The sequence below is a fragment of the Streptomyces sp. NPDC035033 genome (assembly GCF_040636735.1).
Classification (GTDB): Bacteria; Actinomycetota; Actinomycetes; order Streptomycetales; family Streptomycetaceae; genus Streptomyces.
On the sequence record NZ_JBEZUZ010000045.1, the window covers coordinates 1 to 13,854 of the forward strand.

At 73.0% G+C, this 13,854-nt stretch carries 11 protein-coding genes; 1 reads left to right on the forward strand and 10 read right to left on the reverse strand.

What is annotated here, in order from left to right:
- Positions 1-81: 81 nt before the first annotated feature.
- From AB0E83_RS19565 to AB0E83_RS19610, 10 genes are all read right to left on the reverse strand, one after another.
- Positions 82-1,341 (reverse strand): ABC transporter substrate-binding protein, encoded by a 1,260-nt coding sequence (locus AB0E83_RS19565; protein WP_362112933.1) that lies wholly within the window; start codon positions 1,339-1,341, stop codon positions 82-84.
- Entirely contained in the window at positions 1,338-2,510 is a 1,173-nt protein-coding gene (locus AB0E83_RS19570; protein ID WP_362113072.1) for a branched-chain amino acid ABC transporter permease, read from the reverse strand. Before AB0E83_RS19570 ends, AB0E83_RS19565 begins: the two co-directional genes overlap by 4 nt.
- 82 nt (positions 2,511-2,592) lie before the next feature.
- Positions 2,593-3,480 carry a branched-chain amino acid ABC transporter permease gene (locus tag AB0E83_RS19575; protein WP_362112936.1) on the reverse strand — a complete coding sequence of 296 codons (888 nt, stop codon included), beginning with the start codon at positions 3,478-3,480 and terminating at the stop codon, positions 2,593-2,595.
- Complete coding sequence (locus tag AB0E83_RS19580) at positions 3,477-4,367, reverse strand: ABC transporter ATP-binding protein (RefSeq protein ID WP_362112939.1); 891 nt, start codon at positions 4,365-4,367, stop codon at positions 3,477-3,479. The genes AB0E83_RS19575 and AB0E83_RS19580 overlap by 4 nt, the downstream gene beginning before the upstream one ends.
- Complete coding sequence (locus tag AB0E83_RS19585) at positions 4,364-5,215, reverse strand: ABC transporter ATP-binding protein (RefSeq protein ID WP_362112942.1); 852 nt, start codon at positions 5,213-5,215, stop codon at positions 4,364-4,366. The genes AB0E83_RS19580 and AB0E83_RS19585 overlap by 4 nt, the downstream gene beginning before the upstream one ends.
- Positions 5,216-5,662: 447 nt before the next feature.
- The gene (locus AB0E83_RS19590) at positions 5,663-7,279 is read right to left on the reverse strand and encodes a thiamine pyrophosphate-binding protein (RefSeq protein WP_362112945.1); all 1,617 of its coding nucleotides are present in this window, start codon (positions 7,277-7,279) and stop codon (positions 5,663-5,665) included.
- 127 nt (positions 7,280-7,406) lie between these two features.
- Positions 7,407-8,564 (reverse strand): acyl-CoA dehydrogenase family protein, encoded by a 1,158-nt coding sequence (locus AB0E83_RS19595; RefSeq protein WP_362112948.1) that lies wholly within the window; start codon positions 8,562-8,564, stop codon positions 7,407-7,409.
- A 40-nt stretch (positions 8,565-8,604) separates the two neighbouring features.
- Positions 8,605-10,131, reverse strand: coding sequence for a long-chain fatty acid--CoA ligase (locus tag AB0E83_RS19600; RefSeq protein ID WP_362112951.1), 1,527 nt, complete (start codon positions 10,129-10,131; stop codon positions 8,605-8,607).
- A gap of 136 nt (positions 10,132-10,267) precedes the next feature.
- Complete coding sequence (locus tag AB0E83_RS19605) at positions 10,268-11,170, reverse strand: SDR family oxidoreductase (RefSeq protein ID WP_362112954.1); 903 nt, start codon at positions 11,168-11,170, stop codon at positions 10,268-10,270.
- A gap of 63 nt (positions 11,171-11,233) precedes the next feature.
- Positions 11,234-12,148 (reverse strand): acyl-CoA thioesterase domain-containing protein, encoded by a 915-nt coding sequence (locus AB0E83_RS19610; RefSeq protein WP_362112957.1) that lies wholly within the window; start codon positions 12,146-12,148, stop codon positions 11,234-11,236.
- A gap of 524 nt (positions 12,149-12,672) precedes the next feature.
- On the opposite strand from AB0E83_RS19610, the gene AB0E83_RS19615 reads away from it, so the two are divergent.
- The gene (locus tag AB0E83_RS19615; protein ID WP_362112960.1) at positions 12,673-13,830 is read left to right on the forward strand and encodes an acyl-CoA dehydrogenase family protein; all 1,158 of its coding nucleotides are present in this window, start codon (positions 12,673-12,675) and stop codon (positions 13,828-13,830) included.
- The last annotated feature ends 24 nt before the right edge of the window (positions 13,831-13,854 follow it).

The following is a 13,854-nucleotide window of genomic DNA, read 5'->3' on the forward strand; positions in this document are numbered from 1 at the left end:
TATGCCATCTCGGCTGCGGTGACCGGCAGGGCCCAGAGGATGACGGGCGTCCGCGCGGGGCCGGGTGGTGCGGCGGCCGGGTCAGCCCTTCTCCGCCAGGTAGGCGGCGACAGCGGGCACCTCGGTGGCGTCCTGGACGGTCTTCAGGCCGCCCGGCACGCCCTCGGCGGGCTGCAGGACGTAGCTCTTGCGGTGCGGGGCCGCCGACGGGTCGGAGAAGTCCAGCACGCTGCCGAGGCCCTTGTCGAAGTCCTTCAGCGTCCGCAGACCCGCGGTGATGCCCTCACGGCTGAGGTCCTTCGCCTCGCAGGCCGCCTTCATCGCCTCGACGAGGACCGCCGCGTTGGTCGCCCCGATGTGGACGCCGACGTTGAGCTGCTCCTTCGGGTGCTTCTTCCGGTAGTCGGCGACCAGCTTCCGCACGCCGGGCAGCTCGCTGCTCAGGGCGGGCGTGCCGCCCGTGACGTAGAGCATCCGCAGCAGCGCCGGCTTCGCCGGCGTGTCGAGGAGCTGGGGGACGTACGCGGCGGCGTGGGCCAGGACCGGCACCTTGAGGCCGCCCGCGGCGGCCACCCCGACCAGGGAGGCGGTCTGCCCGGGTGTCCCCGCGAAGACGATGGCCTCGACCTTCGCCGCCGCGAGCGCGGTCACCTGCGCGGTCATGTCGGTCTCCGTGGGCTTCACCGTCTGGACGACGAGTTCGAGCCCGGCCTTCTTCGCGGCGAACCGCACCCCTTCGGCGGCGTTCTCCCCGAACTCGCCCGGCTGGTGGATCAGACCGACCTTCGCCTTCGGCTCGAGCCCCTTGGTCCTCACCAGCCAGTCGATGCCGTTGATCATGTCGATGTCGTAGGTGCTGTTCATGACCTGGACGTGCGGGTGGCCGAGGTTGGCGGCCGAGTTGCCGCCGACGAGGGTGAGCAGCCCGTCGCCCTCGATGCTGTCGAGCAGCGCCGCCGTCTGCGCGGAACCGACCAGCGAGCCGAGGGCCGCGACCTGCGGCTGGACCTGGGCGTAGGCGGCGACGGCCTTCTGCACGTCGTAGCCGTGGTCGCGGACGACCAGCTCCACCTTGCGGCCGCACACCCCGCCGGCCGCGTTGACCTCGTCCAGGTACAGCTGTTCGGCCTGCAGGCCGGGCTTGGCCAGCGGGGCCGCCGGGCCGGTGAGGTCGGTGATGACGCCGACCTTGATCACCGCGTCGGTGACGCCGGGGCCGGTCTTCACCCCGCCGCTGCCCTGCCCGTCCGAGGACGGTCCGGTCTTGGTGCTGCAACCCGTCAGGGCCAGGGCGAGCGAAACGGACACCGCCGTGGCGGCACCGAGCTGTCTGCGGTTCATGAGGTGTGCTCCTTGAGGGTGTTCCCGCCGGCGGTCTCGCCGGCGGAAGACTCGGGACCGGGCGGGGGCGTGCGGCGGACCGCGGCCCGCCACGCCCGCCGGATCCGCGACGGGCCGGGGCGGCGCTGTGCCAGGGAGACCAGGCCGCCGGGGAGGAAGAGCAGGGTCAGGACGAGGGCGGCGCCGTAGAGGAAGCGGGCGGCGTCCACGGACGCCAGGCCCGGCTCCGGGGAGCCCGGCGCGACCACCAGCGGCAGCTGGTCGGCGAAGTGCGTGAGCAGATGCGGGAGGACGGTGACGAAGACCGCGCCGGCGACCGCGCCGCCGACCGAGCCGAGTCCGCCGATCACCAGCATGGCCAGGAAGTCCATGGACAGGACCAGGCCGAAGGTGTCGGGGACGATCCGCTGGTACGCCAGCGCCAGCAGGGCTCCGCCGGCTCCCGCGTACATCGAGGAGACCGTGAAGGCGGCGGCGCGGAACCGGGCGGCGGGCACCCCCATCACCGCGGCGGCGACCTCGCTGTCGCGCAGCGCGCCCATCGCCCGGCCCGGACGGCCCCGCACCAGGTTGCGCGCCGCCAGCCAGGCGGCGGCCGTGAGCACCAGGCCGAGGTACCACAGCCGCTCCAGCCCCCCGAAGGGGACGCCGAGGACGACCAGGCCGTCGTCCGCGTCGGCGAACGAGAAGCCGAAGAGTTCCATCGGCGGGACGGAGCGGCCGTTGAATCCGCCGGTCACTCCGTGCGCGTTCACCAGCACGTGCTGGCCGATGAAGACCAGCGCGAGCGTCGCCACCCCCAGGTACATGCTGCGCAGGCGCCCGGAGATGGGGCTGAACAGCGCGCCGGCGAGACCGGCCAGCACCACGGCCGCGACGAGGGCGAGGACGGGAGGCAGGCCGAGCCCTGAGAGGGCCCGGTCCCCCGTGCCGCTGGGAGAGGCCGCGAACCAGGTGTACCCGTAGGCGCCGACCGCGAGGAAGAAGGCGTGGCCCAGCGAGAGCTGGCCCGCCGTCCCGGCCAGGAGGCCCAGCCCGATGGCGGCGATCACCGCGGCCATGGCGAACAGCCCCGTCTGCAGCCAGAAGGCGTCGACGTACAGCGGAGGGAGGAGCAGGAGGACGACCGCCCCGGCGGCGGTGAGGCGCCGCCGCGTCGAGCGGTCCACCGGAGACTTCCGGGCCGGCGAGGAGGCATCCGTGTCCGGGGCGGTTCCCGGCCGTTCGCGCACGAGGGAGGAGGAAGGGGCGTCAGACACGCGAGAGCTCCTTGGAACCGAGCAGGCCCTGCGGCCTGGCCATCAGGACCAGCACCATCACCAGGTACGGGACGATGTCGGCGAGTCCGCCGCCCAGCACGTCCAGGTGCTGCTGGTATCCGACGGCGGTCGCTTCGGCCATCCCCACCACGAGGCTGCCGAGCAGGGCGCCGCCGACGGAACCGAGGCCGCCGAGCACGGCCGCGGGGAAGGCGGCGAGCGCGATGTGGCCGGTGCCGCGGTCCAGTCCGGGGGTGGGGAAGGCGGCCAGGAACACGGCGGCCACCGTCGCCATCACGCCGGCCAGCGCCCAGGCGTGCGTCCGCAGCCGGTTGCCGCGCACGCCCATGAGGGCCGCCGCCTCCTCGTCGAGCGACAGGGCCCGGACGGCCAGGCCCCACCGTGACCAGCGGAACGCGGCGAGGAAGGCGCCCACCAGCACCAGGGTCACGACCAGGCAGGCGATCCGGGTCTCGGGGACGGTGATCCCCGCGAACGTGACGACGTCCGCGCCCCACGGGTCGCCGGACCGCAGCACTTCTCCGCCGATGCGGCGGGCGAGTTCGGTGAGGAGCAGGATGTCCACGCCGATCGTCAGGATCGTCGGCACGGCGGACGCCGAGCGCCGCAGCCGGCGCAGCACCAGGGCTTCGAGCACCGCCGCGGCGGCCGTACCGGCGAGGGCGACGAGCACCGCTCCGGCGAAGCCCAGGTCGTCGTGGAGGACGGTCACCAGGTAGCCGCCGAGCAGCAGGAGCGACCCGTGGGCGAAGTTGACGACGTGCGAGGCCTTGTGCACCAGGCTGAAGCCGAGGGCGATCAGCGCGTACACGCAGCCGAGGGCCAGCCCGTTGAAGAGGGTCTGCAGCAGGGTGGTCACGAGGACGCCTCTCCTTCCTCGTCGTGGTCGGAAAGGGCGGCACGCCCCTTGTCGGCGTCGTCGGCGTCGCCGGAGGTGCCGGTGCCCAGGTAGGCCCGGACGACCGCGGGGTCCTGCCGCACCCGCTCGGGTGTGCCTCCGCCGATGCGGCGGCCGAAGTCGAGGACGGTCACCTCGTCGGCGAGCTGCATGATCATCCCCATGTCGTGCTCCACGATCAGGATCGAGATGCCGAGCACGTCCCTGATCGCGGACACGGTCCGTGCCATGCCGACGCGTTCGCCGGTGTTCATGCCCGCCACCGGCTCGTCCAGGAGCAGCAGCCGGGGTTCCATGCAGAGCGCGCGGGCCAGCTCGACCCGTTTGCGGTCGCCGTACGGCAGGAGCGCCACCGGTGTGTCGAAGACGGCTCCGAGACCGGTGAACTCGGCGATCTCCCGGACGCGCTCACGGTGCCGCCGCTGCTCGCGGACGGTGCTCGGGAGGCGCAGCGCGGTGGCCGCGAAGCCGGCGCGGGTGAGGGTGTGCCGTCCCAGCATGAGGTTGTCGGCGACGGTGCCGGCGGTCAGCACGATGTTCTGGAAGGTGCGGGCCACGCCGAGCGCGGCGATCCGGTGCGGAGGGAGCGAGGTCAGCTCCGCGTCCCCGAACCGCACGCTGCCCTCGGCGGCGCGGTAGACCCCGGACAGCACGTTGAAGGCGGTGGACTTCCCCGCCCCGTTGGGGCCGATCAGGGCGTGCACGGAGCCCGGCGCCACCGAGAAGTCGAGCCCGTCCAGGGCGGTCAGTCCGGCGAAGCGCACCGTGACCCCCTCGACGGTGAGCGCCGGGGTCTTTGCCGCGTCCACCGGCGTGCGGGTGGAGCCACGGGACGTCAGGGGGCTCATCCGGCCCACCTGCTCAGGGTCCGCGGCGCGCCCGCGACCGGCTCGGTCACAGCCTCGGAGGCTTCGTCGACGGGGCGTTCGCCCAGGTACAGCCGGCGCACCTCGTCGGACCGGGAGAGCTCGTCGGCACTGCCGGACAGGCGTACCCGCCCGACCTCCAGGACGTAGGCGTCGTCGGCGAGTTCGAGGGCCAGCGCGGCGTTCTGCTCGACCAGCAGCACGCCGACGCCCTGCTCGTGGATGCGCCGGACGATGCCGGCGATCTGCTCGACCATCTGCGGGGCCAGCCCCAGGGACGGCTCGTCGAGGAGCAGCAGCCGCGGCCGGGCCATCAGGGCGCGGCCCAGGGCCAGCATCTGCTGCTCGCCCCCGGAGAGGAGCCCGGCGGCCTGGCGCCGCCGTTCGGCGAGGATCGGGAAGAGCGAGAAGACCTGCGGAAAGGCGTCCGGGGCATCGCCGCGGCGCCGCCGCGACAGACCGAGCCGGCCGGCCTTCAGGTTCTCCTCCACCGAGAGCGAGGCGAAGACCCTGCGGCCTTCCGGCACCTGCACCACACCGGCGGCGACGACGTCGGCGGCGTGCCGGCCGGTGAGGGGAGTGCCGTCGAGAACGACCGAACCCCGCTCGACCGCCCCCGAGTGCAGGGGCAGCGTTCCGGACACGGCGCGCAGCAGGGTCGACTTGCCCGCCCCGTTGGCCCCCAGCAGGGCGACGATGCCGCCGGCGGGGACCCGGAGCGAGACGCCGTCCAGGGCACGGACCGACCTCCCGTAGACCACGGTGAGGTCGTCGATCTCCAGTGCGCCGGAAGGCGGCGGAGGCTGGGGAGGGGCGGGGGAGGCGTTCATGGGCGCACACTTTCGGGTAGCGGCGGGAGCCGGGACGGCCGTTCCTCTGTTCGGGAAGGGCGGGAACTCCCGCGGACAGGGGAGGCGGGTCCCCGAAGGGCGGCGACGGCCGTACGCGGGAGGGGCGGCGGTCACGCGCGCTGCGGGGGAAGGGTTGCCGGTCCCGCCCCGTCACGGGGGCTGCCGGTGGCCTGGATTATGGAGATCCCGGAAAAGCGGAGTCCATAAGCCGTGAAGGACCAGATGACGCGGGGGACCGAGTGTGTGCCGGCGCACAGGAAAGCGCCGTCAACTCATTGACCCGGCACAGATCTGGAGGGTGCGGATCGTCCGTGGCCGGGGCGGCACGCCCCGGCCGTCACCCTGGTACGAGCGGTCACCGGCACCAACGCGTCGAGGCCCCCGAAGGGGCCTCGACGTGTCGTGCGTGCGGGGTTCGGTGGGGTCTCAGGGGACGACGTCGACGCGCGGGTCCAGCCTGACGTCGACGAGCAGGGGGCCGTCCAGGCTCCTGGTGCGCTCCCGCAGGACGTCGAGGTCCTCCGGACGGCGCACGGTCAGGCCCCGGCCCCCCATCGCCTCGGCGAGGGGGACCGGGTCGGGCCAGGCGGTCAGCGAACGGTCGGGATCCACTCCCAGACGGGCGAGCTTGACGTGCTCGGCCCCGTAGGCACCGTCGTTCAGGACCACCACCAGCAGCGGCAGCCGTTCCCGTACGGCGGTGGTGAACTCGCCCACGTTCATCATGAATCCGCCGTCCCCGACGACGAGGACGGTGAGGTCGTCGGGGCGGGCGACGGCGGCGCCGACGGCACCGGCCAGTCCCAGCCCGATCGAGCCGAAGCCGCCCATGCACAGGAAGTCGCGGGCGTCCGCGACCCGCAGGTGGGGCCAGACGCCCAGGGCGAACCGGCCGATGTCGCTGACCAGGACGCGCCGGCGGGGAAGGAGCCGGTCGAGCCGGAGGGCCGCCGTACGGACGTCGACGGTGCCGGCCGCGGCGTCCGTACGGTCCTGGTAGCCGTCGCCCGGGCGGTGGTCGCCGAGGCGGAGCCGTACTCCGGCCAGCCAGCTCTCGTCGGGGGTGTGGCCGGACTGCCACAGCGCCTCGCCCATCGCGGCGGCCACCGCCCTGGCGTCGCCGGGAACGGCCTCGTCGACCCGGGTGAACCAGCCGAACGCGCCGGGGTCGGCGTCGACCTGGACGACCTTCTTCCCCTTCAGCAGCGCGCCGTGCCCGGTCGTGTGGGCGTGGAGACCGGCGCCGAACGCGACCACGCAGTCGGCCTCGTCGATGACGGCCGCGGCGGCGCGGTGCGAGAGACCGCCGAACACGCCGAGGTCGCTCGGGTGGTCGCGGAACCAGTCCTTGGCCAGGAGGGTGGTGGCGAGGGGGGCGGCCAGCTTCTCCCCGAGCGCCACGAGCTCGTCGCGGGCGTCGGCGGCGACGGCGCCACGGCCGGCCAGGATCACCGGACGCCGGGCTTCGCTCATCAGCCGGAGCGCGGCGTCGAGCCGGTCCGACGGGGGGAGCGCCGCGGCCCGCGGTCGCGGGCGGGCCACGGACCGCGGGGCGTCGGCCTCCTGGCGGAGCAGGCCGAAGGGCAGGTCGAGGACGACGGGACGGTCCTCGGCGACCACCCGCTGCACGGCTCGGTCGAGCATCCTCACCAGGTCGCCGGGGCGGCCCACCCGCTCGTACCCCGCCCCCGCCGCGGCGGCCACCGCGGCCAGGTCGAGCCGCTGGAAGTGGGTGGGTTCCGCCGGGGTGTCGCCGGTGACGAGCAGCACCCGGCTGCGGCTGCGCACGGCTTCGGTCAGGGCGGTCATGGTGTTGGTGACGGCGGGCCCGTGGGTGACCGAGGCGACGCCGACGCGGCCGCCCGCGCGCGACCAGCCGTCCGCCATGCCCACGGCGCCGCCCTCGTGGACGGCCGGGACGAAGCGGCCCCCGCGTTCGGCGTAGTCGCAGAGGTACAGCATGTTGGCGTCGCCCATCAGCCCGAAGACGGTGTCGAACCCGTGCTCCAGCAGGGCTTCGGCGAAACGCTGGTAGACCTTCATGGAAATGTCCTCCCGGAGGTGCGCGCCGCTGCGGGCCCCGGGCGCGCGGTCACGACGGAACGCGGTGGCCCGGGGCCCGTGGAGGCGGCGCCGGTCGCGGCGCCACCGGAAGGCCGGTCGCCCGTCCCTACAGGCCGAGGTCCTTGGCGATGATGGTCTTCATGACCTCGTTGGAGCCGCCGTAGATGCGGTTGATCCGGACGTCCGTGTAGAGCCGGGCGATCGGGTACTCCAGCATGTAGCCGTAGCCGCCGTGCAGCTGGAGGCACTTGTCGACGACGCGGGCGCACACCTCGGTGGTGAACAGCTTGATCCGCGCGGCGTCGGCGGGGGTGAGTTCCCCGGTGTCCTCCAGGTCCATCGCCTTGTCGACCATGGCCTGGGCGGCCTCCACCTCCGCGGCGCACTCGGCCAGCACGAACTTGGTGTTCTGGAACGCCGCCACGGGCTGCCCGAAGACGATGCGCTCCTGGACGTACGCCTTCGCGAACGAGATCGCCGCGGCGGCGCGCGCGGTGGCGTCGACGCCGACCGCGAGCCGTTCGCGGACCAGCTTCTGCGTCAGGTACGTGAAGCCCTTGCCCTCCTCGCCGAGCAGGTTCTCGACCGGCACCTTGACGTCGGTGAACGACAGTTCGTTGGTGTCGCTGGAGCGCATGCCGATCTTCTCCAGCTTGCGGCCGAAGCCGAAGCCCTCGCTGTCGGTCGGCACCACCAGGAGGCTCAGGCCGGCCCTGCGGTTCTCGGGCGTGGCGGGGGAGGTGCGGGCGATGACGACGCAGAGTTCGGAGACCCGGGCGCCGGATATGAAGGTCTTGGCGCCGTTGAGGACGTAGTGCGTGCCGTCCTCGGAGAGCCGGGCGTGGGTGCGGGTGCCCGCGAGGTCGGAGCCGGAGCCGGGTTCGGTCATGCCGATGCACAGCATGATGTCGCCGCTCGCGATGCCGGGGAACCAGCGCTCCTTCTGCTCCTCGTTCGCCAGGTCGAGGAGGTACGGCAGGACCATGCCGGTGCTCAGCCCGTAGTGGCCCAGCATCACGCCGACCCGGGCGGCCTCCTCGGTGATGATCGCCTGGTACTTGTAGCTGGTCTCGCCGGGGCCGCCGTACTCCTCGGGGATGCCGAAGCCGGTGACGCCGAGGGCGCCGAGCTTGCGGAACAGGTCGCGGGGGACCAGGCCCTCGGCCTCCCATTGCTCGTAGTGCGGGAGGACCTCCTTGGCGATGAACTCGCGGATCATCTGCCGGAAGGCGTCCTGGTCCTGGTCGAAGACGGTGCGCTTCATGTCAGTGGTTCTCGTTTCTCTGCCGGGCGGGTGCGGGGGATCAGCCCTTGCGGGCGTCCCGCAGCTCCCGCTTGAGGATCTTGCCGACGGGGGACAGGGGCATCTCGTCGACGAACTCGACGGTGCGCGGTGCCTTGTAGCCGGCGATGAGGGTCTTCGTGTGGGCGCGGAGCTCCTCCGCCGTGGCGGTCGTGCCGGGACGCAGGACGATCACGGCGTGGACGCGCTCGCCCCAGTGCTCGTCGGGCACGCCGATCACGGCGCAGGAGGCCACCGACGGGTGGGCGGAGAGGGCGTTCTCCACCTCGGCGGAGTAGACGTTCTCCCCACCGGTGATGATCATGTCCTTCAGGCGGTCGACGACGAAGAGGTAGCCGTTCTCGTCGAGGTAGCCGCCGTCGCCGGTGTGCAGCCAGCCGCCGCGCATGGTCTCGGCGGTCAGTTCGGGCTTGCCCCAGTACCCGGCCATCACGTGGTCGCCGCGGGTCACGATCTCGCCCACCTCGCCGACCGGCAGCGGCCGGTCCTCCGGGTCGACGACCGCGATCTCGATCGCGGGCGTCGTCCGGCCCCCGGACCGGATCAGCTCCCCGCCCGCGACGTGCTCCTCGTGGGTGAGCGCGGTCAGCACGCCGGACTCGGTCTGGCCGAAGCCCTGGGTGAAGCGGGCGTTGGGGAACGCCTTCATCGCCTGGTGGAGCAGGCTCTCCGGGCTGCCGGCGCCGCCGTAGATGACCCGGTCGACACCGCTGAGGTCGTACGAGGCGAAGTCGGGGTGGTTGCAGACCATCTGCACCATGACCGGCACGAGCGTCACCGAGGTGACGCCGTGGTCCCGGACGGCCCGCAGGACGCCGTCCGGCGTGAAGGTGGGGAGGAAGACCAGGGTGCCGCCCACCAGGTTCTGGGCCTGCCAGCCCGCGACCGCGCCGAAGTGGAACAGCGGCGCCGTCACCAGCGACACGCCGCCGGGTCTCGCGGAGGAGCTGTAGAGGGCGGAACTCATCATGCCGGTGAGCAGCCCGCGGTGGGTGAGCATCACGCCCTTCGGGGTGCCGGTGGTGCCGCCGGTGTAGAGCAGGAGGCCCACGGTGTCGCCGCCGCGGCGGACGTCCGGGACCGGCTCGAAGCCGGTGACCAGCCGCTCGTAGTCGAGCATGCCGTCGGGTGCCGTTCCGTCGCCGCAGTAGACCAGCGTGTGGACGCCGGGGGCCCGTTCCCGCAGTTCGGCGGCGAGCGGGGCGAAGGCGTCGTCCACCAGGAGGACCCCGGTGCCGGAGTCGTTCAGCGCGTACGCCATCTCGGCGGGGGACCAGCGGGTGTTCACCGGGTGGGCGATGGCCCCCGTCCACCAGGAGGCGTAGAACCACTCGTGGTAGCGGTCGGAGTTCAGGGCCAGGATGCCGACGCGGTCGCCCGCCTCGACGCCGATCCCCTGGAAGGCCCCGGCCAGCCGGGCCACCCGGTCGGCCACCTGCCGGCCGGTGCGGATCCGGTCGCCGCAGATCGTCAGGGGACGGTCGGGGTACTGCTGGACGACGCGGTGCAGGAACTGGGTGAGGTACACGTCATTCTCCAAGGGGCGGGCCCGACGGCGTCGGCGGGCCAGGGCGGGGGCTCGGGAGAGGAAGTGCTCGTCGGTCGGGCGGCGGACGTCCCGACCCCCGGTGGGCGGGCCCGGGGAACCGGTGCCCGCCCGCCGGTCACTGCGCGGCGCCCTCGACCGGGACGAGCCGCTGGCGGTTCACCTGGACCGACTTGGGGAAGGAGTCGGCGCCCAGCTCGGTGGAGAGTTCCGCCACCGTCCACTGCCGGTCGGCGTCGATGCGGTGCTCGACCGACCAGCCCCCGAAGAGCCCGACGTGCCCGCCCGTCACCGAGAAGACCTGTCCCGTGAAGGGGCAGTCGGCCGAGGCGAGGTAGCCGACCAGGGGCGAGACGTTCTTCGGGTGGTAGCGGTCGAACGCCGTCTCGTCGCTCGGCGCGGCGACCGCGGCGCTGAAGCCCGGGTTGCCGGCCAGCATGGCGGTGCGGGCCATCGGCGCGACGGCGTTGGCGCGCACGCCGTAGCGGCCGAGCTCCAGGGCCGCGTTGACGGCCTGGATGGCGAGACCGGCCTTGGCGGCGGAGTAGTTCCACTGGCCGACGTTGCCGTGCAGGCCGGCGGAGGAGGTGGTGTTGACGATCGAGCGGTCGGTGGTGGTGCCGGCCTTGGCACGCTCGCGCCACAGCCGGGCCGCGGCCCGGGTCACCGAGAAGGCGCCCTTCAGGTGGACGTCGAGGACGAGGTCGAACTGCTCCTCGGTCATGTTCCACACCATGGCGTCGCGGACCACGCCCGCGTTGTTCACCACGACGTGCAGGTCGCCGAACGCCTCCACGGCGGCGGCCACCAGCCGCTCGCCGAGGGCCATGTCCGCGACGCTGCCCTCCACGGCGACGGCCTCTCCGCCGGCCTCGACGATCTCCTCGACGACGGCCTTGGGGTCGTTCAGGTCGTTCACCACGACCTTCGCGCCCTCCGCGGCGAGGAGGAGCGCGTGCTCACGGCCCAGGCCGCCGCCGGCGCCGGTGACCAGTGCCACGCGGCCTTCCAGGTGTCCCATGTGACTGCTCGCTTTCTAGCGGTGTACGAGGATTCTGTGCTGATGGGAGGGTCTGTTCCGCCCTTATCGCGGGTCGTGCCGCCGTAGTGCCGTCTCCTGGGCCACCGAGGCGACCAGCGTGCCGTCGCGCGTCCAGAAGTCACCCGTGTTGAAGCCGCGGCCGTCGCCCGCGGACGGGCTCCGCTGGGCGAAGAGCAGCCACTCGTCGGCCCTGACCGGCCGGTGGAACCAGATCGCGTGGTCGAGCGAGGCGAGGGACACCGTCGACGGGCCGGTCCGCAGGGGGTAGAGCGTTTCGAAGTCCAGCGCCGCCGTCGGTCCCAGACTGAGGTCCGAGAGGTACGTGAGGGCGCAGGCGTGCAGCAGCGGTTCGTCCGGCAGGGGCCGCAGCGCCCGGAACCACACGTTCTGCCGGGTCCCCCGCCGCCCCCCGCCGGGTGGGCCCGGTACGACGCGCATCGACACCACCTGTGCGTGCCCCGCCTCGCGGTGCTGCTCCGGGCTGCGGGCGGCCCACGCCTCGAAGGCGTCCGGCACGTCCTCGGGCGGCGGCACCACCGGCATGGCCGGAGCGCGCTCCACCCCCTCCGCGTCGGGCCGCTTGAAGGAGGCCGACAGGGTGAAGACCACCTCGCCGTTCTGGATCGCGGTGACCCGGCGGGAGCTGTACCGGCCTCCGTCGCGCAGCCGCTCGACCTCGTACGCGAGGGGGTCGCGCAGGCCGCCGGGGCGGACGAAGTACCCGTGGAGGGAGTGGACCGGCCGGCCGGCTTCGACCGTGTGCCCCGCCGCCGCCAGCGACTGGGCGACGACCTGGCCGCCGAACGCCTGCCCGGGCACGCCGGCGTGGCACCAGCCGAGGAACCGGTCGGCCTCCGTCCGCTCCAGGCGGAGGAAGTCGGCCAGATCGGGGGAGGGCGAGGGCGGCGCGGCCCCGGCGGGCGCGCGGACGTCCTCGGCGGACCTGCTTCGGTACACGGCACGAGACCCTTCGTTCGTCGGGGAGTACCTCCCGGACGCCATCAAGTTAATCGCGACTAGATCTGATGTCCATCCCTGTGTCGGCAGGGAATCTCGCCTCCGGGTGGTGGCCGTGCGGGAGGGCGGGCTGTGCGGGCCGGGTGCCGCCCAAGGTGGGAAAGGTAGGGAAAACCGCAGGTGGAATGGGGTTCGCCGAGGATTCGATCATCCCCGGGAGGGCGGCCTCGCCGGTGGTGCGCCACTTCGCCGCCGGTGGAGGCCGCTTGCCTCGATGTTCCGCCGGTGGTGCGTACGGAGGGTCGGCGCCGGCCTGTCGCGGAGCCGCCCGGTGGCTGCTCCCTAGGCTTCGAGTTGCCTGATCAACCCCGTGATCACGGGGATCTGCGGTGTCGCGGGGCGGCGCGCCCGGCGGATCGGGGTGGCGGTGCGCGACGTTCGGGGAGCCTGGACAGTGTGGCTAATTTAAATTAACTTCACTTCGCCCAGGCCCGTTCGCCGGGCCGCGAGAAAGGACGACGGACGTGCGTCGCACCGTGTTCAGCAAGGACCACGAGGCCTTCCGCGGCATGCTCCGCGACTTCATCGCCAAGGAGGTCGTCCCGCACTACCCCGACTGGGAACGTGACGGCCGCGTGCCCCGCGAGCTCTACCGCAAGCTGGGCGACCTCGGCGTCCTGGGCATCCAGGTCCCCGAGGAGTACGGCGGCGGAGGGGTGACCGACTTCCGGTACGAGGCGGTGCTCCGCGAGGAGATCGCCCGGGCCGGCGTCACCTTCGGCGCGCACGCGGTGCACACCTGCCTGGTCCTGCCCTACCTGCTGGAGTTCGGCAGCGAGGAGCAGAAGCGGCGCTGGCTGCCCGGCTTCATGTCCGGCGAGATGATGACCGCCATCGCCATGACCGAGCCGGGCACCGGCTCCGACCTGGCCGCCATCAGGACCACGGCCCGGCTCACCGACGACGGCACCCACTACGTCCTCAACGGCGCCAAGACCTTCATCACCGGCGGCGCCCAGGCCGACCTGGTCCTGGTGGTGGCCCGTACGTCCCCGTACGACCCCGAGGACCGCCGGGCGGGCCTGTCCATCCTGTGCGTGGACGCCTCGTCCCCCGGTTACGCGGTCGGCCGCAAGCTGGAGAAGATCGGCCTGCGCAGCCAGGACACCGCCGAGCTGTCCTTCACCGACGTCCTGGTCCCGGCCGGGAACCTGCTCGGGACGGAGGGCGAGGGCTTCGCCTACCTCACCCACAACCTCGCCGTCGAGCGGCTCGGCGCGGCCCTCGGCGGCTGCGCCACCGCCGCGGCGGCGGTGGACTTCGCGACGGAGTACGTCCGGGAGCGCACCGTCTTCGGACAGCCGGTGGCGGCGTTCCAGAACACGAAGTTCGTCCTGGCCGAGTGCGCCGCCGAGGTCGAGGCCGCCCGCGCGATGGCCGACCGGGCCCTCGAACTGCACGCCTCCGGGGGCCTGACGGCCGCCGACGCGGCCAAGGTCAAGCTCTTCTGCACCGAGACGGCCGGCCGCGTGATCGACCGGTGCCTCCAGCTGCACGGCGGCTACGGCTACATGCTGGAGTACCCCGTCGCCCGTCTCTACGCGGACACCCGCGTCACCCGCATCTACGCCGGGACCAGCGAGGTCCTGAAGACCATCATCGCCAAGGACCTCGGCCTGTAGGTCCCCGCACACGTCAAGCAAGGA

What these genes read in the sequence shown, in the direction of transcription:
- AB0E83_RS19565 (WP_362112933.1), bottom strand. Translation starts at nt 1,341, where the DNA reads ATGAACCGCAGACAGCTCGGTGCCGCCACGGCGGTGTCCGTTTCGCTC.
- AB0E83_RS19580 (WP_362112939.1), bottom strand. Translation starts at nt 4,367, where the DNA reads ATGAGCCCCCTGACGTCCCGTGGCTCCACCCGCACGCCGGTGGACGCG.
- AB0E83_RS19585 (WP_362112942.1), bottom strand. Translation starts at nt 5,215, where the DNA reads ATGAACGCCTCCCCCGCCCCTCCCCAGCCTCCGCCGCCTTCCGGCGCA.
- AB0E83_RS19590 (WP_362112945.1), bottom strand. Translation starts at nt 7,279, where the DNA reads ATGAAGGTCTACCAGCGTTTCGCCGAAGCCCTGCTGGAGCACGGGTTC.
- AB0E83_RS19595 (WP_362112948.1), bottom strand. Translation starts at nt 8,564, where the DNA reads ATGAAGCGCACCGTCTTCGACCAGGACCAGGACGCCTTCCGGCAGATG.
- AB0E83_RS19605 (WP_362112954.1), bottom strand. Translation starts at nt 11,170, where the DNA reads ATGGGACACCTGGAAGGCCGCGTGGCACTGGTCACCGGCGCCGGCGGC.